Source organism: Microbacterium sp. MYb62 (assembly GCF_002979475.1).
Lineage (GTDB): Bacteria > Actinomycetota > Actinomycetes > Actinomycetales > Microbacteriaceae > Microbacterium.
On the sequence record NZ_PCOY01000011.1, the window covers coordinates 1 to 23198 of the forward strand.

Below are 23198 nucleotides of genomic sequence, written 5' to 3' on the forward strand. Positions count from 1 at the left end.
ACGTCCGCGGACCCGCCTGGTGGGACCCCACCCGACAATGGCGCACCCCACAACCACCCGCACCACGATCCACCGCGACGAGCCCAGCCGCGCAACCCCGACGGACACCTGTCAGATCTTGATGGCGCGGGGTCACTTTCCCCCCGTCGGTCAGCTTGCGCCGTCGGTCAGCTTGTGCCGTCGGTCAGCTTGCGCCGTCGGTCAGCTTGTGCCGTCGGTCAGCTTGCCTCGTCGGACAGCTTGTGTCGTCCGCCAGTCTGCGCCGTCAATCACTCTGCGCCGTCAATCAGGCCGCGCCTCTGCTCAGCCCGTGGCGGCCACGAGCGACGACATCGCGACGATCCCGATGCACAGGATCCCGAAGCCTGTGGCGAGGACTGCAAGGGCGACGAGCAGTCCTCCGCCGGGAGCGATCTTCGGCGTCGCTCCCGACGTCGCTCCCGGCGCCGCTCCCGGCGCCGCTCCCGGCGCCGCTTCCGACGTCGCTCCCGGAAGCGTCGAATGCAGCCACGCGGTCATCCGCAGCTGACGTCGCCGCGCGGCCGACCAGAGCGCGCAGGCCGCGACGAGGCCGACCGCTCCCGGGACGAACCCCCATGCCGCGAATGCCGAGGGCAGCATCAGGGGGAAGATCCGCAGCGACACGAGGGAGCCGATCGCGATCGCGAGAGCCGTGCGGCGCCACGCGAGCTCGGTGCGCTCGGGCTGCAAGCCCGGATCGAACGGCCCGTGAACGCTCGGCCCCTGACCCGTCACCGCCAGAGCACCCCGGCCACGACGAGCAGACCGACGACGGTGACGACGACGGCGAGCACGACCGCAGAGAACGCGCCGGGAAGCGGACGCGACTGGCGCAATGCGCGTTCGGCGCGCATCCACTCCCACCAGGCGAGCGGTGCGACGGCAGTGCCGGTGAAGATCAGCAGCAACGAGGCCGCGAGGCGGAATCCGGCATGCAGGTCGAGGCCGAGCACCTCCAGGGCGACGCCACCGGCGATCAGCGCGAGACCGGTGCGCGTCCAGGCGAGGAACGTCCGCTCGTTCGCGAGGGAGAAGCGCGGATCGGGCTCCTCACCGATGCCGTACACCGAGGCGGGGAATCGTCGCATCGCCTCATCGTAGCGGTGCGGGTAGACGGCGGAGATCGCCGCGGGGAGCCGCCGAGGGACCAGAGCGCGACCGCAGGAAGGCCCGCCTTCGGTTTCAGCCGATCGTGAGCTCGAACCCGTTCTCCGTGGCGGTGACGGAAACCTGCGACAGGTCGGTGACCAGAACGGTGGGGTGGTGCGCTGCCGCGTGCTTCCCGACACCGATGACGCGCATGCCCGCGGCGAGACCCGCCTGGATGCCGGCACCGGAGTCTTCGAACACGACGCAGTCCGACGGATCGATTCCCAGAAGCTCCGCCGCCCGGAGGAAGCCTTCAGGGTGAGGCTTGGAAGCGGACACGTCCTCGGCGGTGACCTTCTGTTCGGGGACACTCAGCCCCGCCGCGCGCATCCGCGCGGTCATGAGGGCGACGTTCGCGGAGGTGACGATCGCGTGCGGGAACGGGCGCAGAGCATCGAGCAGCGCGCGTGCCCCGGGAATCTCGATCACGCCCTCGACGTCGCCCGCCTCGTTCGCGAGCATGACGTCGTTCTCGTGGAGGTTGATCGCGTGATCGCGCTCCGGGAGCATGATCGCCATACTCTGATGCCCTTGCCGGCCGTGCACGGTGCGCAGCACGGTTTCGGGATCGATGCCGTGCGGCTCGGCCCAGGCGAGCCACAGTCGCTCCACGACGGCGGTCGAGTCGACGAGGGTGCCGTCCATATCGAGGAGGGCGGCGCGGGCGGCGATGGTCTGGGTCACCCGTCCAGGCTACTGCCGGCGGCTGAGGGTGTCGGGGGAGGGGCGCTCTCGGGCGCGGCGAACGACGCACGTCGTCGACGCGAGAATCGGGGCGTCGACCGCGCGGCGACCGGAGCGCGCGCCTTCTAGGATGTGGACCGGGAAGGACGAGGATGAATGCACTCGCGAGCAGGGTGATGCAGGTGCTGCGCCAGGTGCGTGGTCCGGAGACAGCGCAGGCCGTCTTCGAGGCGACCGCCCTGATCGTCGGCGCCGGCTTCTTCGTCGCAGGATTCCTGATCGGGCTCCCGGTCTTCTGGGGCCACGACCTGGCGATCAGCGGCAGCGGGTCGATCGGCGTCTTCGCCGCGTACGGCGGTGCGATCACCGCGGTGATCGCCTTCACTCTGGGACGACTCGCCGTGCGACCGGAGCAGCCCGACCCGCAATCCGTGCGCGACGGATTCAGCGTGCCGGGTGACCGACTGCGGTGGTACGACCTCACGGCGATCGCCTTCGCCCACGCGGCGATCGCGTGCCTCGGCTGGCTCGGGATCGCGGCGCTCCTCGAACGGAGCTTCACCGATGCCCCGGTGTTCCCGTTCCCCGGCGCCGTGCTGGTGGCCGTCGCCTTCGCGCTGACCGGATACGTCTCGTTCCTCAGCGCCGTGGCGCTCACCCCGATGGTGCTGTCGCTGGTGCTCGCGGTCTTCCTCGTGGTCGGGGCGTTCGCCAGCATGCTCGCCTCCAGCGACGTGCACTGGTGGCGCGACAACCTGTCCGCACTCGGTATGAGCACCAACAGCGCCTCGGTCGCCTTCAACGTCACGCTCGTCATCGCCGGCGTGATGATCACGACGATCTCGCGCTACGCGACCGCAGGCCTTCCGGCCGAGAGCCCGGAGGAGCGTCGAGGGCGGTTCATGGTGCGCGGCGGGCTGATCCTGATGGGGATCTTCCTCGCGTGCGTCGGACTCTTCCCCGTGGACGAATTCTTCCTCCTGCACAACACCGTCGCGACCGGCATGACCGTGGTGTTCGGGATCGTCGTGGTCGGGCTGCCCTGGTTCCTGCCGACCATCCCTCGCGTGTTCGTCGCCTTCGGATGGATCTACGTGCTGGTGATCATCCTGCTCGCCGCCTTCTTCGCGGTCGGCTACTACAACCTCACCGCGGTCGAGCTGATCGCCGCCGTGTTGATCTTCAGCTGGATCATCGTGTTCCTGCGCACTGCGGGGTCGGTCACTGCACCGGCAGCCGCGGCCAGTGCGGCAGCGGAGGCGCGCTAGCCCCAGATCGGGTCATCGGGGTCGGGGGAGTCCGTGCCGTCGGCGTCGGTCATGATGCGCGCTTCGGCGATCCACGACGTCAGAGAACCGTCGTGGAGCATGTGAGGTCGTGGTGAGCCGAGAAGGTCGGGGGTCGTCACGATGCTCAGCGGCTCATCGCTCGCGAAGATGACGACGTTGCCGAGAGGTCCTTCCCCATCGTCCGGTTCCGCGTCGAGGACGACGGCGACGTGATCGAACACGGTGCGAAGGGTGGCCGCCTGTCGCCGTGAGTACTCGAACGGGTGACCGTCGAGCAGGTTCACGGCCACGACTCCCCCTGCGGCGGAGCGGGCGGCGACGCGGCGGTAGAACTCCTGGCTGGCCACACGATGTCGGATGACCGCGGCGTCCCACAGATCGACGACGGTGAAGCGCGCATCCACCCAATCGGTGTCGACCGCGGTGCCCGCAGACGCTGCGGCGCCGAGCGCGGGGGACGGGGGGGACGGCACGGACGATCGCTTCTCGTCCGGAAGATCCGCGTCTGCGACGGCTCGCGCATCGCCGAAGATGACTCGCAGATCAGCGCCCGAGGGCAGGGGCAGCGCGGCGATCACTGCGGCATAGAGGGCGGGCTCGAACTCGACCACGAGCTGCGGTGATCCGGCGCGCGTAGCCTCGACGTAGCGCGCCAGCGTGAGTGCTCCGGCTCCAAGATGCACGGTGAACAGCGGTGCACCGGGTTCGGCCGCGGCATCCATCGCCCTGGCGACGTGCTGCGTGTAGGCGTATTCGAGTTCCGTGGGATCGGTCATCGAGACGACGGACTGCGCGATCCCATCGACACTGAGCTCGTAGCGACCGGGTCGCCTTCTCGACTGCATCAGCTTCGCCTTGCGATTGTCGAGCAAGAGCGAGAACACCCGGCGATTCCTTGGCACCCGTCGATCCTAGATCGGGCGAAGGCGGTCGGAGACCGCCCTGCCCGACAACGGGGCATCCAGACGGTCTCGCCGTGGAGGGCGGCCGGCGCGCCGCCCGCACGCGACTACCCTTGAAGGAACATGGCACATCTTCTCGGGGCTGAAGCCCTCCACCTCGAATATCCGACCAGGGTCGTCTTCGACTCCGTGACCCTCGGCATCGAGGAGGGCGACCGCATCGGCATCGTCGGCCGCAACGGCGACGGCAAATCCAGTCTCCTCGGGATGCTCGCCGGCATCAAGGAGCCGAACTCCGGACGCGTCACCGTGCGCGGAGGAACGCGCATCGGCGTTCTCGATCAGGCCGACAACCTCCCGGATGACCTCACGATCAGCGCCGCGGTCGTCGGCGACACCCCGGAGTACGAGTGGGCGGGTGACGCGCGGGTGCGCGACGTCATCGAAGGACTGCTCACCGACCTGCCGTGGGATGCCGAGATCGGTTCGCTCAGCGGTGGCCAGCGCCGCCGGGTCTCGCTCGCGAAACTCCTCACCGGAGACTGGGACGTGATCGCCCTCGACGAGCCCACCAACCACCTCGACGTCGAGGCGATCACCTGGCTCGCCGGACATCTCAAGAAGCGCTGGTCGCCGAACTCGGGCGCCCTCATGGTCGTGACCCACGACCGGTGGTTCCTCGACGAGATCTGCACCGAGACCTGGGAGGTGCACGACCGCATCGTCGAGCCCTTCGAGGGCGGCTACGCGGCGTACATCCTGCAGCGCGTCGAGCGCGACCGCATGGCGGCCGCGACCGAGGCGAAGCGTCAGAACCTCGCCAAGAAGGAGCTCGCGTGGCTCCGCCGCGGAGCGCCCGCCCGCACCGCCAAGCCGAAGTTCCGCATCGACGCGGCCAACGAGCTCATCGCCGATGTCCCCGAGATCCGCGACAAGGTCTCGCTGCAGTCGCTCGCCGTCTCGCGCCTCGGCAAGGACGTGGTCGACCTGCTCGACGTCGGGGTGACGTACCCGACGGCGGACGGCGGCGAGAAGGTCGTGCTGCGCGACATCGAGTGGCGCATCGCTCCCGGTGAGCGCACCGGCATCCTCGGCGTGAACGGTGCCGGCAAGTCCACCCTGCTCGGACTCATCTCCGGCACCGTGGAGCCGACCGTCGGCCGGGTCAAGCGCGGCACGACCGTGAAGGTGCAGACCCTCACGCAGCGGCTCGACGAGCTCACCCAGCACTGGAAAGACCCGGTGCGCGTAATCATCTCGGGCCTGCGCACCTCGTACACGATGGGCGCAGGTTCCAAGGCGCAGGACCTCACGCCGGGCCAGCTGCTCGAACGTCTCGGGTTCGACTCCGCCCAGCTCTCCACTCCGGTCAAGGATCTCTCCGGCGGTCAGCAGCGCCGTCTGCAGCTGCTGCTCGTGCTGCTCGACCAGCCGAACGTGCTGATCCTCGATGAGCCGACCAACGACCTCGACACCGACATGCTCGCCGCGATCGAAGACCTCCTCGACTCCTGGTCGGGCACGCTCCTCGTCGTCAGCCACGACCGGTACTTCCTGGAGCGCGTCACGGACCAGCAGTACGCGATCCTCGACGGTCATCTGCGGCACCTTCCCGGTGGGGTCGACGAGTATCTCCGACTGCGCCACCTGCAGGCCTCCAGCGGGTCGAAGCAGACGGCGACGGCCGCCGCGACGGCGACCGCGACCGCGAAAGCCACGGGGCTCGACGGTGCGGCCCTGCGCGCGGCGCAGAAGGAGATCTCCGCCCTCGAGCGACGCATCCAGAAGCTCACGCAGCAGGTGAACGCCGCAAAGACCGCGTTGGCCGATCACGACCAGGCCGACTACGCGGGCCTCGGCGATCGCATGAAGAAGATCAGCGACCAGCAGGCCGAGATCGAGGAGCTGGAGCTGCGCTGGTTCGAACTCACCGAGGAGATCGGCTGACAGAGGAATATCCTTCTCTCACCGCTGTTGGGAGGTAGGGATGGAAGGCCTCGAAGTAACAGTCCTGCTCGGACTCACGATTCTCGTCGGAACCCTGATCGCCCCGCGCGTGCGTCTCGCGCTGCCCCTCGTCCTCGTCATCTTCGGACTGCTGCTCGGCTTCGTGCCGCCGCTGCGCGAAGTGCAGCTGCCCCCGGAGACGGTGCTGCTGCTGTTCCTCCCGGTGATGCTCTTCTGGGAGAGCCTGACCACCTCGCTGCGGTCGATCCGCCGCGACTTCCGCTACATCCTGCCGATGAGCACCGTCCTCGTCGTCGCTTCGGCCTTCGCGGTCGCCGGCATCGGCGTGCTGTTCGGCATGCCGTGGGAGATCGCCCTCATCCTGGGAGCCGCGGTCGCCCCACCGGACGCGACGGCCGTCGCGGCCCTCGGGCGTCTGCTGCCCCGACGCATGTTCATGAAGCTCAAGGCCGAGAGCCTGACCAACGACGGCACGGCACTGGTGCTGTACGCGATCGCGGTGTCGCTCGCACTCGGCGGCCAGATCACGCCGCTGTCGGTCACTCTCGACGTGCTGATCTCCTACGTCGGCGGCATCGCGGCCGGTGTCGTGGTCGCTGCTCTGGGCTACCTGCTGCTGCGTCGCACCTCGTCGACGATCGTGATCAACGTCGCACTGCTGCTGATCCCGTTCACCGCGTTCCTCGTCGCCGAGATGGTGCATGCCTCCGGGGTGCTCGCGGTCGTGGTGGCCGGGCTCATCGTCGCCTACGTGTCGCCGCGGGTGACGACCGCCTCGTCCCGGCGGCAGGCCGATGCGGCCTGGCCGTTCGGCGTCTTCCTGCTCAACGGCGCCCTGTTCGTGCTGATCGGGCTCGAGGTGCAGTACGTCGTGCATGAGATCTCGGCGGCGGCGATCGGCCGTCTCGTGCTCATCACCCTCGCCGTGTGGGCGACGCTGCTGGCGGTGCGGTACCTGTTCCAGCTGCTGAACGTGCCCTTCCAGCGGCAGACCGGTCCACGGCCGGCGCGGGGTGCACGGGCCCGAGCAAGAGCCGTCTCCACCGTCGCCGGCATGCGCGGCGCCGTGTCGCTCGCGATCGCCCTGTCGGTCCCCGCGACGATCACCGAGGGCGGGGCCATCAACGGGCGCGATGAGATCGTGTTCGTCACCGCGGGCGTCATCCTGCTGAGCCTGCTCGTGCAGGGTCCGCTGCTGCCCGCCATCGTGCGGTGGGCGCGCTTCCCCGTCGACCATGTCGAGGACGAGGAGTACGAACTCGCCGAGCGAGCGATCTCCGGAGCGGCGCTCGCCGCCCTCGACGACCTCGCCTCCGAGCACGGCGTGGGGCAGGAGGTGCTCGACCGCGTGCGCTCCGAGGGCTACCAGATGCTCGAATTCGCGAACGCCCGCTCGCTGGCACGTGAGCAGGCGCTGGTCGACGCGGAAGCCGAGGCGCTCGACGAGATGCTCGGCGCGCCCGATCCGCTGAGCGCCGGAACCGCCGGACCGGTCGCCGACCCCGCGCCGGTCGCCGTCGGAGGGGAGCCGGCGCACCGCGACACGGAGCAGATCCCCGAGACGGATGCCACCGACGGCACGGTCCTGCAGATCATCGCGATGTCGACCGACGTCGACCTCGCGCAGCGCTCGCCGTTGATCCGCCACGAGGAGCACACCCGCCTCAAGCTCGCCCTCATCGACCGCAAGCGCGAGGTGCTGCTGGGCCTGCGCGGCGCCGGCACCGTGGACGACATCGTGGTGCGCCGCATCTCGGCCCGCCTCGACCTGGAGCAGGTGCGCCTGCAGGGGATCGAGGAGTACGACTGACTGGCTCCCTGCCCGGCTGTGACGCCGTGTGACACACGATTCCTGGTGCGCGGTCCGGCCTGCCTAACGTATTCGAGTCCCCCCAAGAGAGGAACTCCTTCACATGTCACGCCGCACCACCTCCGTTCTCGCCGCGCTCGCCGCGGTCCCGCTCTTCGTCGCGCTCTCCGGTTGCGCCACGGCATCCTCCGAAGCCGGCTCCGGCAGCGAAGGGTCGACCGAGAACGAGGTCGTCAAGATCGGCGTCGTCGGCAAGGGCGATGAGCAGTGGCCCGCCTTCGTCGATGCCGCAGCCGAAGAGGGCATCACGGTCGAACTGGTCGACTTCGGTTCGTACGAGCAGCCGAACCCGGCTCTCACCGAAGGGGAGATCGACCTCAACCAGTTCCAGCACATCGTCTACCTCGCCGAGTACAACAACGCTTCGGACTCCGACCTCACGCCGATCGGCTCGACCGCGATCTACCCGCTCGGTCTGTACTCGAAGAAGTACGACGACGTCGACAGCATCCCCGAGGGTGAGACGGTCGCCGTTCCGGATGACGCCTCCAACCAGGCCCGTGCGCTGAACGTGCTGCAGCAGGCAGGCCTCGTCGAGCTCAAGAGCGGGGGCACCCCGTACTCCGACCTCGCCGACGTCGACACCGACAAGTCCAAGGTCAAGGTCACCGCGCTCGAGGCCGCGCTCATCCCGACGTCGCTGCCGGACGTCGCCGCCGCGATCATCAACAACGACTTCGTCCAGGACGCGGGCCTCACGTTCGAGGATGCGATCGCGCAGGACGATCCCGAAGACCCCAGCGCGCTCCCGTACGTGAACATCTTCGCGGCACGTGCCGAGGACGCCGACAACGAGACGTACCTCAAGCTCGTCGAGATCTTCCAGACGAACGAGGCCGTGCAGGCGGGACTGCTCGAGTCTTCCGGTGGCACCGCGGTGGCGCTGCAGACGCCGGTCGAAGACCTCGTCGCGTCGCTGAAGAAGGTCCAGGAGGACGCCGAGGCGAAGAAGTAGGACGGGGGGATTCCACCCCTGTCCGATGAGGGAGAATCGGGTGGCGCGAAAACGCGTCACCCGATTCTTCTTTCCCGAAGCAGACCGGAGCAGCACATGCCGATCGTCACCCTGACGAACGTCGCCAAGACCTACCCCTCCCGCACCCGCGACGGTGCGGAGATCGTGGCCGTGGATGACGTCACCCTCTCGATCGAGAAGGGCGACGTCTTCGGCATCATCGGATACTCCGGCGCCGGGAAGTCCACGCTCGTGCGCCTGATCAATGCCCTCGAACCGGCGACGAGCGGCACGATCACCGTGGACGGTGTCGACATCACCGCACTCGATGAGCGCGAGCTGCGCACGGTGCGCGGCGGGATCGGGATGATCTTCCAGCAGTTCAACCTGTTCTCCTCGCGCACGGTGAAGGCCAACATCGCCTACCCGCTCAAGCTCGCCGGCTGGTCCAAAGCCGACATCGAGAGGCGGGTCGCCGAACTGCTCAGCTTCGTGGGCCTCGCTGACAAGGCCAAGGCGTATCCCGAGCAGCTCTCCGGTGGCCAGAAGCAGCGCGTCGGCATCGCCCGTGCCCTCGCCACGGGCCCCGCGATCCTGCTCGCCGACGAGGCCACCAGCGCCCTCGACCCGCAGACCACGCACGAGGTGCTCGACCTGCTCCAGCGCGTCAACAAGGAGCAGGGCGTCACGATCGTCATCATCACACACGAGATGGACGTGATCCAGACCATCGCCACCAAAGTGGCCGTGATGGAGAACGGGCGTGTGATCGAGCAGGGCGATGTGTTCGACGTCTTCTCGGCCCCGCAGAACCCGGCATCGCAGCGATTCGTCGGCACGGTGGTGAAGGGCGTGCCCTCGCCGTCGGAGCGCTCCGTGCTGCGCGACCGACATCAGGGCCGCCTGGTGACGTTCTCGTTCCGCGATGGCGACTCCTCCCAGGCGCAGGTCTTCCTCGAGCTCGCCGGCGCCGGTCTCGACTTCGAGCTCGTGTACGGCGGGATCAACGACATCCGCGGACGGGCCTTCGGCCATCTCACGCTCGCGATCCGCGGCGACGATGCCGTGATCGACCGCACCCTCGCCGACATCGCGCAGCGGGTCGAAGTCACCGAGATCGCCGGAGAGGAGGCCCGCTGATGGATCGCCTGAACGAACTGTGGCCCGAGCTGTGGAAGGCCGCGCTCGAGACGCTCTACATGACGACGTTCGCGCTCGTCCTCGGAGGCATCCTCGGCCTGGCGATCGGCGTCATCCTCTATGTCACCCGTCCCGGCGGGCTCGCGCAGAACAAGCCCGTCGCTTTCATCGCGAACCTCGGGGTGAACTTCTTCCGGCCGATCCCGTTCGTGCTCTTCGTGGCGGTCGCCCAGCCGTTCGCCCGCGTGGTGGTCGGTACCGGGATCGGCACGACGGCGGGCGCGTTCATGATCGCGCTCGCCGCCGCCTTCGCGATCGGACGCATCGTGGAGCAGCACCTCGTGTCGGTGTCGCCCGGAGTGATCGAAGCCGCCCGTGCGATGGGAGCCGGCCCCTGGCGCATCCTGTTCACCGTGGCGATCCCCGAGTCGCTGGGCCCGCTGATCCTCGGCTACACGTTCATCGTGGTCGCACTCATCGACATGACGGCCATGGCCGGGCTGATCGGTGGCGGCGGTCTCGGCGCGTTCGCCCAGATCTACGGGTTCCGGCAGTTCGAACCGGTCGTGATGTGGACGGCGATCGTCCTGATCGTGGTGTTCGTGCACCTCGTGCAGATGCTGGGCACGCGCCTGGCACGCAAGGTCATGCGCCGCTGAGGGGAGCCTCGCTGTCGGGAGCTCTGTCGACGGGATTCTCGCCGACCGGTGCGTCCTGCAGGGTGCGCCGCGTGGTGAACACCCGCTCCGCCCCGCTCAGCGGATCGACGAAGCTCAGCTCCCTGGCGAGCAGCTGCAGCGGTCGCTCGAAGTCGTCCGGCAGATCCGCGAGCAGCTCAGGGTAGAAGCGATCGTTGAGGATGCCGATGCCGAGCGCGGCGAGATGCACGCGCAGCTGGTGCATCTTGCCGCTGTGCGGGCGCAGCAGAGTGTGCACCACGCGGTCGTCGCTGCCGATCAGCTCGATCAGCGTCTCGGCGTTCGGTTCCCTGGCGTCGTCGACCTGCACGCGCACCTGTGCGCGGGGCTTCTCGATGTGGTTGCGGTACACCACGGGGAACGCCGGGAGAGAAGCGTCTTCCGGCAGGGCCGACACGGCCTCGTACACCTTCTGCACCTGCCGGTTCTCGAACAGCAGCTGGTAGGCGCCGCGAGTCGCGGGGCGTGACGAGAACATCAGCAGCCCGGCGGTCGCACGGTCCAGGCGGTGGATCGGCGCCAGCTCGGGGTTGTCGAGGAGGTTGCGCAGTCGCACCAGCGCCGAGTTCTGCAGGAACTTGCCGCCGGGAGTCGTGGGCAGGAAATGCGGCTTGTCCACGACCACGAGATGCTCGTCCTGATGCAGGATCTCGATCTCGAACGGGATCCGCGTCTCGACGGCGGGCTCGCGGTAGTACCAGACGAACTCGACGCTGCCGAGCGGGGCGTCGCGCGGGACGGCCGAGCCGTCGGCGCGCACGATGTCGCCGCGGTCGAACCTCTGCAGCAGACGCTCGGGGTCGAGGTGGAAGAAGCGCTCGACCATGTAGGCGGCGACGGTGGGCCAGGTGCCGGTGAGGGGCACGTGCAGGCGTGTCGCCCCCACGCCGTCACGGACGGGGAGGGGAGAGGGCATGCCCATCAGCTGCGGCCGGTCACGAGTCGAAGCTCAGGCTCAGCTTGCGCAGCAGTCCGGCCAGGCGATCTCTGTCCGCACGGGACAGCGCCTGCAGCAGGTCGGCCTCGACGTCGACGAGGCGGGTGATGGCGGCATCCACGCGGATGCGGCCGTCGTCGGTGAGGATCACCAGCACACTGCGTCCGTCGCCGGGGTCGGCCTCACGGCGCACGAAACGACGGCCGACGAGCCTGTCGATCCGGTTCGTCATCGTGCCGCTCGACACCAGGGTCTGCTGCAACAGCTGCTTGGGGGAGAGCTGGAACGGTGCGCCCGCCCGACGCAGCGCCGAGAGGACGTCCCACTCCCAGTGCTCCAGGTCGCTGCGACGGAACACGTCGCGGCGCGCGCGGTCGAGGTGCCGCGACAACCGGTCCATCCGTGACAGGACTTCCAGCGGGGAGAAGTCGAGGTCGGGACGCTGGGTGTTCCACGCGCCGACGATCCGGTCGACCTCATCCACCTCGCTCATCCGCCCATTATCGCGTGTGCGGGTCGGGGATCAGGACGCCGAGGGCAGCTCGAGCGTCATGAACGTGCTGTGCGGGTCGGAGACGTAACCGCCGAACGGGCCGCATTCGCGGAAGCCGGCTGCGGCATACATCGCGCGGGCCGGGAGGAAGAAGTCCGCGCTCCCGGTCTCGAGCGAGAGCCGGCGGATGCCGCGAGCGGCGGCATCGGCGAGGAGGAACGACAGCATGGACCGCCCGAGACCCCGTCCGCGCAGGGTCGGATCGGTCCGCATCGACTTGAGCTCCTCGTGCCCGTCCTCGACCGCCGCCAGTGCGCCGGTGGCGGCGGGGCGACCGTCGAGCATCCCCGCGAACAGTCGGACGCCCGGTGCGAGCAGCCGCTCGAAGACCAGGGCGTGGCGGCTCTCCGGCGGTGCCGTGTGCTCCATCTCCGCGTGGTGGGCGGCCAGGAAGGCTGCGATGGCGGGGTCGGCGGCCTCGATCCGTTCGATCACGATGCTCATGTCGTCAGCATCCCAGAGCCGTGTTTCGGACGGATGACGGGCGACGGTGTCAGCGGAACCGGGGCCGGAGCATGGCAGACTTGATCCGCGGCGCCCTCGGGTGGCGCGGTCCGCCGTGGTGTAATGGCAGCACGACAGCCTTTGGAGCTGTGAGGTCTAGGTTCGAGTCCTGGCGGCGGAGCATGACTGGGAACAATCTCGCCATCGTCGTCCTCGCCGCGGGCCAGGGCACTCGGATGAAGTCGCGCCTGCCCAAGGTGCTGCACCCGATCAGCGGGCGTCCGCTCGTGGGTCACGTGCTCACGACGGCGGGGCGGCTGCAGGCGGCGCACGTGGAGGTCGTCGTCCGGCACGAGCGCGACCAGGTCGTCGCCGCGCTCACGGAGGACTACCCCGACGCGGTGTTCGTCGACCAGGATGACGTCCCCGGCACCGGCCGTGCGGTGCAGGTCGCGATCGACGCGCTTCCCGACGACTTCGACGGCGACGTGCTGGTGCTGTCGGGAGACTGCCCCCTGGCTGACGTCGACACCCTCGCGGCGTTCGTGGCCGAGCACCGTGCCTCGGGTGCGCCGGCCACGCTGATGACCGCGCTGGTCGACGACCCGACCGGCTACGGACGCGTCGTGCGCGATGCCGACGGGAGCGTCGACCGCATCGTCGAGCAGAAGGATGCGAGCGCCGAGGAGGCGGCGGTCCGCGAGATCAACGCCGGGATGTACGTGTTCCGTGCCGCGACGCTTCGCACCTACCTGCCGCAGCTGAGCCTCGACAACGCCCAGCGTGAGATGTACCTGACCGACGTGCCGGGGCTGCTCCGTCGCGACGGTGACCGTGTCGCGGCATCGGTGGTGTCCGATGTCACAGTCACCTACGGTGTCAACGACCGCACGCAGCTCGCTCTGGTCGGGCGTCTGCTCAACCAGCGGATCGTGCGTCACTGGCAGCTCGAGGGTGTGACCGTGATCGACCCGGCCACCACCTGGATCGACGACGACGCGAAGCTCGCACCCGACGTCACGATCCTTCCGAACACGCAGATCCTGCGCGCCACGGTGATCGCGGCCGGAGCCGTCATCGGGCCCGACACGACGCTCGTCGACTGCGAGGTCGGCGAGGACGCGATCGTCCGCCGCTCCGATGCGACCCTCGCCGTGATCGGCGCCGAAGCCACCGTCGGTCCGTTCTCGTTCCTCCGCCCCGGCACCGTGCTGGGCGCCAAGGGCAAGATCGGCGCCTATGTCGAGACCAAGAACGCCGAGATCGGCGAAGGCAGCAAGGTCCCGCACCTCTCCTACGTCGGCGACGCGACGATCGGCCGCGGCGTGAACCTCGGTGCGAGCACGATCACCGCGAACTACGACGACGTGCACAAGCACCGCACCGAGATCGGCGACGAGGTGCACACCGGGTCGCACACGGTGCTCGTCGCGCCCGTTAGGCTGGGTGCAGGCGCGAAGACCGGCGCCGGCGCGGTCGTCCGCAAGGATGTCCCGGCCGGAGCCTTGGCCATGACCGTCGCCCCCCAGCGCAACATCGAAGGCTGGGTCGAGAAGAACAGAGCAGGCACGGGCGCGGCGGATGCTGCGTCCCGCGAGAATTCGGCGGAATAGGCGGAGCATGGCGCGCAAGAAGAAGACGGTCGATCTGGATCGCGACAACGGCGTGGCACCCGGGATCATCGCCAAGACCAAGAAGCGGCTCGTCGTCGCCGGCGGGCGCTCCCATCCCGCGCTCACGGCGGCCGTCGCCGAGGCGCTCGGCACCGAGATCGCTCCGGTCGAGCACCGCACCTTCGCCTCGGGCGAGATCTACGCCCGCTTCGAGGTCTCCATCCGCGGGGTGGACCTCTTCCTGATCCAGACGTTCGGTGAGCCGGTCAACGAGTGGCTCATGGAGACGCTCATCATGATCGACGCCGCCAAGCGCGCGTCGGCCAAGCGCATCACCGTCGTCGCGCCGTACTATCCGTATTCGCGTCAGGACAAGAAGGGCCGCGGACGCGAGCCGATCAGCGCCCGTCTCGTCGCCGACCTGCTGAAGACCGCCGGCGCCGATCGTGTCATGAGCGTCGACCTGCACGCGGCGCAGATCCAGGGCTTCTTCGACGGCCCCGTCGATCACCTGTTCGCCAAGCCCGTGCTGCTGGACTACTTCGAGCGCACCCTCTCTCCGCAGGACCGCGAGATCCTCACCGTCGTCTCCCCGGACATGGGTCGCGTGCGCGTGGCCGACACCTGGTCCGACAGCCTCGGCGCTCCGCTCGCCATCATCCACAAGCGTCGTGACCCGAAGGTCGCCAACCAGGTCTCCGTGCACGAGATCGTCGGCGCCGTCGAAGGTCGCACCTGCCTTCTCGTCGACGACATGATCGACACCGGCGGCACGATCGTCAAGGCCGCGCAGGCGCTCAAGGCGGCCGGTGCGCATCGCGTGATCGTCGCCGCCACGCACGCGATCTTCAGTGACCCGGCATCCGAGCGGCTGCAGGATTCGTCGATCGACGAGGTCGTCATCACCGACACGATCCCGCTGACCGAGTCGCGCCGCTGGGACAAGCTGACGATCCTCCCGATCGCCCCGCTGCTGGCTCGCGCCATCCACGAGGTCTTCGAGGACGGCTCCGTGACGAGCATGTTCGGCGGCGACGCGTAACGCATCGTCACGGCACAGCCCGCGCATAGCCGTCGTGCCTACGGTCGAATGGTCGACGAGCGCGTCGACCGACACCGAGCCGGGAGGACCCGCATGATCCGCACGACCGTACCGACCTCTGTCCGCAAGGGATCCGCACTGCTCGGGGTCGCGGGTCTGTTCGTCCTCGCCGGATGCTCCGGTACCGCGGACGCCGAAGCCCCGGCCGACGACAGCAGCACGGCGGGCACCGGGTCATCGTCCCAATCCTCCGGCGGCGACTCGACGGCGACCTACGCCGACGGCAGCTACACCGCTGACGGCTCGTATCAGACCCCCGAGACGGTCGAGAAGATCTCCGTCACGCTGACTCTCGCCGACGGCGTCGTGACCGATGTCGAGGTCACGGGCGACCCGCAGGCGCCCGAGACCGAGCAGTACCAGGGCCAGTTCATCGACGGCATCGCCGCCGAGGTCGAGGGGGTGGCGATCGACGACCTGGACGTCAGCCGCGTCGCCGGCTCCTCGCTGACCAGCGGCGGGTTCAACGCCGCCGTCGAGGCCATCAAGGAGCAGGCAGCCGCCTAGGCGCCTGCGGCCGCATGGCGAGCTGGCGCTTCGAGGCGATCGGAACGCACTGGGAGATCGAGACGACCGATCCGCTCTCGGATGAGGTCCGCACCATGGTCTCCGCCGAGATCGCGCGGTTCGACGGCGAGTGGTCCCGGTTCCGTGACGACTCCGACGTCGCCCGACTGGGCCGGGAGGGCGGTGTGCTCACATCGAGCGATGCCGGCGCGATGCTCGACGCGTATCGGGCTCTCTCCGCGGCGACGGCCGGTGCGGTCAATCCTCTCGTGGCCGCAAGCCTCGACGCACTCGGATACGACGCCGACTACTCGCTCGTCGCGGGCGAGCCGGTCGTCGCCCCGGTCGACTGGAAGACTCGGATGTCGTGGACGACGACCGAGGTCGCGGCATCCGAGCCCCTGCTCCTCGATGTCGGTGCGCTGGGCAAGGGGCGCCTGGTCGATCTCGTGTGCGAGCGGCTGGCATCGGTCCCCGGCGACCTCGTGGTCGATGCGGGTGGCGACATCCGCGTCCGCGGAGCGGGCGTGCGCATCGGTCTCGAGCATCCGTACGACCTGAAGAAGGCGATCGGGGTCGTCGAGCTGCGGGACCAGGCGCTGTGCGCCTCGGCGATCAACAGGCGCACGTGGGGGAGCGGGCTGCATCATGTCCTCGATGCCCGGACCGGACTCCCCGTGCGCACGTGGGCCGCGACCTGGGCGCTGGCCCCCGAGGCGATGAGGGCGGATGCCGCGGCGACAGCCCTCTTCTTCGAGGGCGGTGCCGAGCTCGCGGCATCCTGGGGCGTGGAATGGGTGCGGATGAGCACCGACGGACGGGTGCAGCGTTCGCCCGCCTGTCCTGCCGAGCTGTTCGTCGCCGGGGGAAACATGCGCGGCGCCGGCTCGAACTAGGGAAGAGTGGAGAACGTGATCACCTCATTCGCCGCCGCACGTCAGCGGGTCCTCGCGGTGCTGGGCTCGCTGTCGATGTACCGTCTCGTGCTGTTCGCGCTGGTCGCCCTCGCGGTCATCGCCTTCGTGCTGTCGCTGTTCGGCGTGATCGTCTCGCCGACTCCGCTCGAGATGGTCGCCTCGTTCCTCGTGCTCGCTATCGTCATCTCCGCCGTGGATGCGGCGGCGCAGCGCATCCTGCGACTCCCCTGGCGCATCGAATCATCTCTGGTCACGGCGCTCATCCTGCTGTTCGTGCTCCGCCCGGGTGTCGAACCGGGAGCGCTGCTCGGGCTGGCCCTCGCCGGCGCGGTGGCGAGCGTCTCGAAGTATCTGATCGCGTGGCGCGGACGCCACATCTTCAACCCGGCCGCGTTCGGAGCCGCCGTGGTGTCGATCCTCGGCGCCTTCGGGGCATTCGAATGGCTGGGCACGTCGTCGTCGTGGTGGGTGGGCACTCCGGTGCTGACGATTCCGGTCGCCGTGCTGGGTCTCGCGGTGCTCTGGCGCACCGAGAAGATCCGCGTCGTGCTGGTGTTCCTGCTCGTCGCGGTCGCCACCTCCGTGGTGCGGCAGGCGGTGCAGGCCACGCAGTTCGACATCGCGTTCGACGCCGCGACCGCGCTGCAGTTCGCCGTGCTCCAGTCGCCGTTCCTGTTCCTCGGGGCGTTCATGCTCTCGGAGCCGCTCACGCTGCCCCCGCGTCGTCGTCAGCAGTTCGCGGTGGCCGTCGTGGTGGGCCTGCTCGCAGGGTGGCCGATCTCGGTGGCGGGGCTGTTCACGCTCGGTCAGGAGCGCGCACTCCTGATCGGCAACCTGGTGGCGTTCGCCTTCGCCCTGCGCGGGTCGGTGCGGCTCGTGCTCGAGCGGCGCGCGTTCGTCACCCCGACCGCGCAGGAGCTGACCTTCCGCGCCAAGGGGCGGGTGCGCTTCCTCCCGGGGCAGTACCTCGAGCTCGACGTGCCGCATCATCGACCCGACGCTCGTGGCACCCGCCGGGAGTTCAGCATCGTGTCGGCGCCGGCCGATCTGCCGACGCTGCGCATCGCGTACAAGAACGGCGACCAGAAGCATCCCTCGAGCTACAAGCGCGCTCTCGCCGCCGCGGAACCCGGCGCGACGTTCGCGGTCACGGGCACCTGGGGCGACTTCATCCTGCCGCGTGGCGATCAGCCGGTGCTCATGGTGGCTGCGGGGATCGGCGTGACACCGTTCGTCTCCCAGCTGCGGCAGCTGCAGGCGACGGGGCGACAGCGTGACGTGGTGCTCGTGTACGTGGCATCCGAGGCATCGGAACTCGCCTTCCGCGATGAGCTCGCAGCGACCGGCGTGCGCACGGTCGTGTTCACCCGTGACGAGCCCGCAGACCTCCCCGCGCACTGGTCCTGGGCACAGGGCGCTCGTCTGGATGCGGAGACCCTGGAGCGCACGGTCGACGACCTCGCGGTGCGCCATGCCTTCATCTCGGGTCCGCCGCGACTGATCGCCGACCTCGCCCCGGCGTTGCAGAAGGCCCGGAGCCTCACGACAGACGCCTTCGCCGGCTACTGAATCGCGGTCAGGCGCATCCCGGCACGGAGCGGCATTCGTCGGGAGATGGTGCGGATGCGGGGTGCATCGACCGCCGGTGTCCCGACGCCCGTGCAACCACCCGACAGGGGCGCGGTGAATCTCTTTCCTGCACCTCCCTCCATCCGTCCCGCGCATTGCTGCGGAACCACGGGTCAGGCCTCGGAGGGCACGTCTCCCGCGGTCGCCGCGGCCGGGTTCGTCGGGATGCGGACGGTGAAGGTCGTGTCACCGGGCTCACTGGCGACGGTGAGGAAGCCGCGGTGCCCCTCCACGATCGCCTTCGCGATCGCGAGTCCCAGTCCCGTGCCTCCGGTCTGGCGGGCCCGGGAGGTGTCGCCGCGGGCGAAGCGGGCGAACAGCTCGTCGCGGATCGCGGGGTCGATCCCCGGACCGTCGTCGTGCACGCGCAGCACCGCCTCGTCGCCCTCCTGGGCGACACTCAACGTGATGGTGGTGCCTGCGGGAGTGTGGGTGCGCGCATTCGCGAGCAGGTTCGCGACGACCTGGTGCAGGCGTCCGGCATCGCCGACGACCGTGACGGGCTCTTCGGGCACCTCGATGTGCCAGTGATGATCGGCCGCTGTGGGACGCGCATCCGAGAGCCCCTCGAGCGCCAGCTGAGCGAGGTCGATCGTGCTGTAGACGAGCTCGCGGCCCTCGTCGAGACGGGCGAGCAGCAGCAGATCCTCGACCAGACGGGTCATCCGCAGCGACTGCGCCTGGATGCGCTCCAGCGATGACGTCGTGCTCTCGATGATCTCCGGGCGTTCCACCGGCGCGTCCGCCTGACGCAGCGCCCGCAGCGACAGCTCCGAATAGCCCCGGATCGAGGCGAGGGGGGTGCGCAGCTCGTGGCTGGCATCGGCGACGAAGCGGCGCATCCGCTCCTCGTTCTCCTGCCGCGACGCGAGAGAGGTGTTGACGTGATCGAGCAGCTTGTTCACTGCCGCCCCGACGAGCCCGGTCTCGGTGCGCGGATCGGCCTCGGCGGCGGGCACGCGTTCGGTGATGCTCACCTCGCCGCGGTCGAGCTGCTGGTTCGCCACTCTGGTGGCGGTCATCGCGACGGCGCGGAGCGGCCGCAGGCTCACCCGGATCGTGATCGCGGTGGTGAGGGCCAGCAGGATCAGACCGCCGATCGTGGCGAGGGCGATCACGGTGAGCAGCTGCGTGAGCTGGTTCTGGATCTCGTCGCGGGGGAGTCCGGTCACCACGATCACGCCGTTGTCGGCGGGCAGAGCGATGATCCGATACGAGCCGAGGTCGGTGAGCGAGACCGTGGCGACGGAGGTGTCCTTCAGCGCCGCCGCGATCTCGATCATCTGCGACCCGCTCAGCGTCTGCAGGCCGCTGGAGAGCTCGTCCCCGGCGGTGCTCTCCACGATGGCGCCGCTGTAGCCGCTCACGGGGCTCGAGACGACGAAGAGCAATCCGGTCGGAGGCGCGAAAGGCCCGGCCAGGATGTTCTGCGCGGTGGCGGAGGAGGGGGAGAAGGCCTGGGTCACGCGCACCAGCTGGTGTGCGTAGGTATTCAGCTTCTGATCGAGCTGGTCCTCCATGGTCTTGCCCAGCGTCGCGCTGGTGATGACGGCGACGATGATGAGGATGAGCGACACGAACCCGATCACGGCGGTCATCAACCGCGTCTGCAGGCTCATCGGCCGTCTCATCATCGTCGCAGAACTCACTGCGGGGCCTTGATCATGTAGCCGACGCCGCGGACGGTGTGCAGCAGCGGCGTGCGCCCGGCATCGATCTTCTTGCGCAGGTAGGAGATGTACAGCTCGACCACGGACGACTTGCCGCCGAAGTCGTAGCTCCAGACACGATCGAGGATCTGCGCCTTCGACAGCACTCGCCGCTCGTTGCGCATGAGGTAGCGCAGCAGCTCGAACTCGGTCGCGGTGAGCTCGATCTCGGTGCCGTCGCGCACGACCTCGTGGCTGTCCTCATTGAGCGTGAGGTCGGCGACGCGGAGGATCGACTGACCGTCGTCGGCGGTGGCGTGACCGGTGCGACGGATGATCGCCCGCAGCCGTGCGATCACCTCCTCCAGGCTGAACGGCTTGGTGACGTAGTCGTCGCCGCCGGCCGTGAGCCCTGCGACCCGGTCGCCCACCGCGTCCTTGGCGGTGAGGAAGAGCACGGGGACCAGGTTCCCGGACTCGCGGAGCCGCTTGAGCACCGACATCCCGTCGAGGTCGGGCATCATGATGTCTAGCACCAGCGCATCGGGCTCGAACTCGCGGGCGACCTGGAGCGCCTCCATGCCGGAGGATGCCGTGCGCACCTCCCAGCCCTCCATGCGCAGGGCCATCGCGAGCAGGTCGGTCAGCATCTGCTCGTCGTCGACGGCGAGGATGCGCAGGGGGGAGCCGTCGGGGCGGCGCAGTTCGGGCAGGTCGCTGGTCATATCCCTATTCTGCGGAATCTCCTATGTGATTTCTATGGAGATCGCTATGCGTTGTCTGAGAGACGGTCGGCGAGGTGCCAGAAGAGGCGTCGGCGTGTGCGTGACCGCGCTCAGATCAGGCGCTCGTCGGGGAGTGCGAGGAAGTCGATGCCTTCCTGCAGGGCGAGTCGGTCGGACAGCTCTCCGATCGGCCCCGGAAGGTGTCCGTTGGCGCGGACGCTCAGACGTCTCGGCCCCGCCAGCGCGTGATAGACGGCGAACTGTCCGCGCGGGTCGACGGCGGGATCGAGCACCGCCGCGCTGACGTGCACGGGAAGGCGCAGCCGCCGCGCGGCGATGGCGGCATCGAAGTAGTCGAGCACGGGTCGCGTGTCGGGGTGGTGGCGCAGGTATCGGCGCACGGCTTCACCGCTCCCGGTGCATCGCCGGGAGAGGCGGACACCGTGGTTCCCGAAACTCGGGACGTCCAGGGCCGCGCGACGGAACCGGGCGTCCCAGGGGAGTGCCAGTGCCCCGATCCCGCCGCCGAAGCTCCCGCCGCTGAAGTCGAGTGCTCCGGTCGCGGCAGGCGCCATCTCGAGGAGGACGGTCGCGGCGCGCCAGATGTCGGCCGCGCTGAAGCGATGCGAGTAGGTGTCGCGGTGCGCGATCCCCGCCAGAACGTGCTCGTCCGGAAGGGCGGGGAAGCGGCTCTTCGTGTCGACGTGCGTGCCGGGGGCGACCGGGAAGATCGCCGCGGTGTCGGCGGGAACGCGGTCGAGGTCGGGGCCGGTGCGGCCACCGTAGCCGTGTCCGACCACCAGCCCCCGACGGGTGGCGGCGGCGCGGGGCAGCAGGACATAGGCGGCGGCGGGTTCGTCGGCGGAGGATCGGAAGCGGATCTCCGACACGCGGTGCGTGTCGGTCGGCGCGAGGTCCTCGGCGAGGCGCCAGTCGACCGCGCCCGTGCCGAACTCCTGGAAGGTCGTCCGCCAGAAGTCGTCGAAGTCGTCGGGCTCGTCCGGCGGCGCGAGAGGGGTCAGCAACGTCCCCAGGGAGTACTCCGTCATCTCCTCGGGAGGGTCCTGTGTCACGGTGTGCGTCCTTTCCGGTGGGGTTGCCTGCTCGACGCTACCGTCGCCGACGACGGGCGGGCCGATCGTTCGCGGCCCGTCCGCCGTTCGTGTCGCCTGTCGTGCGCGTCGCCGGGAGAGGGGCGGAGGATCAGTGGCGCACGTACTCCTGGATCGCGTCCTCATCGACGGTGACACCGAGCCCGGGTCCGGTCGGGACGAGGAATCCGCCGTCGGCGCGTACCTCGAGCGGCGACGTGAGGAGTCGATTGGCGACGGGGAGCGTGAACGGCTGGTATTCGAAAGCCAGGAGCGATGCGGCGCTCGCGGCGACGTGCACTCCGGCGGCCATCGCGATGCCGAAGGCGGCGGAGTGGTGCGGCGCGACCTGCACATGGAACGCGTCGGCGACCGCGGCGATCGCGAGTCCCTCGGTGATGCCGGTGCGTCCGATGTCGGGCTGCGTGAGGCCGACGGCGCGGCGGGTCAGCCAGTCCGTGAACTCGAAACGGCTCCGCATCGCCTCGCCGACCGCGATCGGCGTCGCGAGAGCGGCAGCGAGGTCGCGGTGGCCCTCGACATCCTCAGGAGCCAGGGGTGCCTCGAAGAACCAGGCCTGGCGGTCGTCGAGCTCACGGCCGAGGGCTCGCGCCTCGCCGAGCCGGTACGTCCAGTGCGCGTCGAGCGCGACGTCGAGGTCGGGGTGGACGCCCCGGACGGCGTCGTAGGTGGCGAGGTCGGTGCGGATGTCGACGCCGAGGTGCAGCTTGATGCGGCGCACGCCGCCCTCCACGAGCTCGGCGGTCTTCTCGGCCCGCTCGACGTCGTCGACGCCGCGGATGCCGGAGACGTACGTCGGCAGGACCTCGTGGAAGCGTCCTCCGGCGAGCTCGGACACCGAGAGTCCGGTGGCGTGCCCCCAGAGGTCCCACAGGGCGATGTCGACCGCCGCCATCGCATCGGCCTGGTGGCCGGTGAGGTGGCCGCGCTCGCGCATCGACTCCGTCATGCGGTGCCAGAGGGTGCGCACCGAGCGCGGGTCCTCGCCGAGGACGAGCGGAGCGAGCAGGTTGTCGACGATGGCCGCGGCGACCACGGGCGCGACCGGCGCGAGCGCCTCACCCCACCCGACCAGACCCTCGTCGGTCTCGATCTTCACGAGCAGGGTCTCGTACCCGGGGGAGTACAGACTCCGCCACGGCGGACGGATCACATACCCGCGGTGGTCCACCGCGGTGTCGCCCGCGTAGGAGTTGTTCGCCTCCTCCTTCGAGAGGTAGAGCGGGAAGGTCTGGACGCGCGTGATTCTCACTGGGGTCTCCAAAGACATCGAGGGGCGAGCGGCCGGCGGCAGGTGCCGCGGTCAGGGATCAGGGGCCGTGTCGCGTCACGGC

The 23198-nt window shown here is 69.3% G+C and carries 22 protein-coding genes and 1 tRNA gene; 12 read left to right on the plus strand and 11 right to left on the minus strand.

What is annotated here, in order from left to right; translation table 11 throughout:
* Window positions 1-303: 303 nt before the first annotated feature.
* The 3 genes from CQ042_RS12100 to CQ042_RS12110 all read right to left on the minus strand — a co-directional run bounded on the left by CQ042_RS12100 (window position 304) and on the right by CQ042_RS12110 (window position 1854).
* Window positions 304-711, minus strand: coding sequence for a DUF202 domain-containing protein (locus tag CQ042_RS12100; protein ID WP_258132240.1), 408 nt, complete (start codon window positions 709-711; stop codon window positions 304-306).
* A 41-nt stretch (window positions 712-752) separates the two neighbouring features.
* Window positions 753-1109 (minus strand): YidH family protein, encoded by a 357-nt coding sequence (locus CQ042_RS12105; RefSeq protein ID WP_105670736.1) that lies wholly within the window; start codon window positions 1107-1109, stop codon window positions 753-755.
* A gap of 94 nt (window positions 1110-1203) precedes the next feature.
* Complete coding sequence (locus CQ042_RS12110) at window positions 1204-1854, minus strand: HAD-IA family hydrolase (RefSeq protein ID WP_105670737.1); 651 nt, start codon at window positions 1852-1854, stop codon at window positions 1204-1206.
* 152 nt (window positions 1855-2006) lie between these two features.
* Here CQ042_RS12110 and CQ042_RS12115 point away from each other — a divergent pair, with 152 nt between their 5' ends.
* Complete coding sequence (locus CQ042_RS12115) at window positions 2007-3122, plus strand: DUF998 domain-containing protein (protein WP_105670738.1); 1116 nt, start codon at window positions 2007-2009, stop codon at window positions 3120-3122.
* Here CQ042_RS12115 and CQ042_RS12120 read toward each other — a convergent pair.
* Complete coding sequence (locus CQ042_RS12120) at window positions 3119-4045, minus strand: spermidine synthase (RefSeq protein ID WP_146115394.1); 927 nt, start codon at window positions 4043-4045, stop codon at window positions 3119-3121. The two genes, CQ042_RS12115 and CQ042_RS12120, sit on opposite strands and share 4 nt — an antisense overlap.
* A gap of 123 nt (window positions 4046-4168) precedes the next feature.
* Between CQ042_RS12120 and CQ042_RS12125 the strand changes: the two genes are divergently transcribed.
* The 5 genes from CQ042_RS12125 to CQ042_RS12145 all read left to right on the plus strand — a co-directional run bounded on the left by CQ042_RS12125 (window position 4169) and on the right by CQ042_RS12145 (window position 10637).
* Window positions 4169-5992, plus strand: a complete 1824-nt coding sequence (locus CQ042_RS12125) for an ABC-F family ATP-binding cassette domain-containing protein (RefSeq protein WP_105670740.1) — start codon at window positions 4169-4171, stop codon at window positions 5990-5992.
* A gap of 40 nt (window positions 5993-6032) precedes the next feature.
* Entirely contained in the window at window positions 6033-7823 is a 1791-nt protein-coding gene (locus CQ042_RS12130; RefSeq protein WP_105670741.1) for a Na+/H+ antiporter, read from the plus strand.
* A 103-nt stretch (window positions 7824-7926) separates the two neighbouring features.
* Window positions 7927-8838, plus strand: a complete 912-nt coding sequence (locus tag CQ042_RS12135) for a MetQ/NlpA family ABC transporter substrate-binding protein (RefSeq protein WP_105670742.1) — start codon at window positions 7927-7929, stop codon at window positions 8836-8838.
* A 96-nt stretch (window positions 8839-8934) separates the two neighbouring features.
* Entirely contained in the window at window positions 8935-9978 is a 1044-nt protein-coding gene (locus CQ042_RS12140; protein ID WP_105670743.1) for a methionine ABC transporter ATP-binding protein, read from the plus strand.
* The gene (locus CQ042_RS12145) at window positions 9978-10637 is read left to right on the plus strand and encodes a methionine ABC transporter permease (RefSeq protein WP_105670744.1); all 660 of its coding nucleotides are present in this window, start codon (window positions 9978-9980) and stop codon (window positions 10635-10637) included. Before CQ042_RS12140 ends, CQ042_RS12145 begins: the two co-directional genes overlap by 1 nt.
* On the opposite strand, the gene CQ042_RS12150 is transcribed toward CQ042_RS12145, so the two are convergent.
* Genes CQ042_RS12150 through CQ042_RS12160 form a run of 3 tightly spaced genes read right to left on the minus strand, consistent with a single transcriptional unit; the run spans window position 10624 to window position 12610 of the window.
* Entirely contained in the window at window positions 10624-11592 is a 969-nt protein-coding gene (locus CQ042_RS12150; RefSeq protein WP_219844853.1) for a pseudouridine synthase, read from the minus strand. The genes CQ042_RS12145 and CQ042_RS12150 overlap by 14 nt on opposite strands.
* 19 nt (window positions 11593-11611) lie before the next feature.
* Entirely contained in the window at window positions 11612-12106 is a 495-nt protein-coding gene (locus CQ042_RS12155; protein WP_105670746.1) for a MarR family winged helix-turn-helix transcriptional regulator, read from the minus strand.
* Window positions 12107-12136: 30 nt separating this feature from the next.
* A complete protein-coding gene (locus CQ042_RS12160) occupies window positions 12137-12610 on the minus strand; it encodes a GNAT family N-acetyltransferase (protein WP_105670747.1) in 474 nt (157 codons plus the stop codon).
* 109 nt (window positions 12611-12719) lie between these two features.
* Between CQ042_RS12160 and CQ042_RS12165 the strand changes: the two genes are divergently transcribed.
* The 6 genes from CQ042_RS12165 to CQ042_RS12190 all read left to right on the plus strand — a co-directional run bounded on the left by CQ042_RS12165 (window position 12720) and on the right by CQ042_RS12190 (window position 18318).
* Window positions 12720-12791 (plus strand) — tRNA-Gln (locus CQ042_RS12165).
* 1 nt (window position 12792) lies between these two features.
* Complete coding sequence (gene glmU, locus CQ042_RS12170) at window positions 12793-14223, plus strand: bifunctional UDP-N-acetylglucosamine diphosphorylase/glucosamine-1-phosphate N-acetyltransferase GlmU (RefSeq protein ID WP_105670748.1); 1431 nt, start codon at window positions 12793-12795, stop codon at window positions 14221-14223.
* A 7-nt stretch (window positions 14224-14230) separates the two neighbouring features.
* Window positions 14231-15265, plus strand: coding sequence for a ribose-phosphate diphosphokinase (locus CQ042_RS12175; protein WP_105670749.1), 1035 nt, complete (start codon window positions 14231-14233; stop codon window positions 15263-15265).
* A 93-nt stretch (window positions 15266-15358) separates the two neighbouring features.
* Window positions 15359-15832 carry an FMN-binding protein gene (locus CQ042_RS12180; protein WP_105670750.1) on the plus strand — a complete coding sequence of 158 codons (474 nt, stop codon included), beginning with the start codon at window positions 15359-15361 and terminating at the stop codon, window positions 15830-15832.
* A gap of 14 nt (window positions 15833-15846) precedes the next feature.
* Window positions 15847-16728 carry an FAD:protein FMN transferase gene (locus tag CQ042_RS12185; RefSeq protein ID WP_105670751.1) on the plus strand — a complete coding sequence of 294 codons (882 nt, stop codon included), beginning with the start codon at window positions 15847-15849 and terminating at the stop codon, window positions 16726-16728.
* A gap of 15 nt (window positions 16729-16743) precedes the next feature.
* Window positions 16744-18318, plus strand: a complete 1575-nt coding sequence (locus tag CQ042_RS12190; protein ID WP_105670819.1) for an FAD-dependent oxidoreductase — start codon at window positions 16744-16746, stop codon at window positions 18316-18318.
* A gap of 173 nt (window positions 18319-18491) precedes the next feature.
* Here CQ042_RS12190 and CQ042_RS12195 read toward each other — a convergent pair whose 3' ends face one another.
* The 4 genes from CQ042_RS12195 to CQ042_RS12210 all read right to left on the minus strand — a co-directional run bounded on the left by CQ042_RS12195 (window position 18492) and on the right by CQ042_RS12210 (window position 23116).
* Window positions 18492-19997 (minus strand): cell wall metabolism sensor histidine kinase WalK, encoded by a 1506-nt coding sequence (locus tag CQ042_RS12195; RefSeq protein WP_105670752.1) that lies wholly within the window; start codon window positions 19995-19997, stop codon window positions 18492-18494.
* A gap of 26 nt (window positions 19998-20023) precedes the next feature.
* Window positions 20024-20752 (minus strand): response regulator transcription factor, encoded by a 729-nt coding sequence (locus CQ042_RS12200; protein WP_017828429.1) that lies wholly within the window; start codon window positions 20750-20752, stop codon window positions 20024-20026.
* Between the two features lie 110 nt (window positions 20753-20862).
* A complete protein-coding gene (locus CQ042_RS12205) occupies window positions 20863-21825 on the minus strand; it encodes an acetylxylan esterase (RefSeq protein ID WP_181157552.1) in 963 nt (320 codons plus the stop codon).
* Window positions 21826-21955: 130 nt separating this feature from the next.
* Window positions 21956-23116: a mandelate racemase/muconate lactonizing enzyme family protein gene (locus tag CQ042_RS12210; RefSeq protein WP_105670754.1), complete on the minus strand. Its 1161-nt coding sequence runs from the start codon at window positions 23114-23116 to the stop codon at window positions 21956-21958.
* Window positions 23117-23198 lie beyond the last annotated feature (82 nt).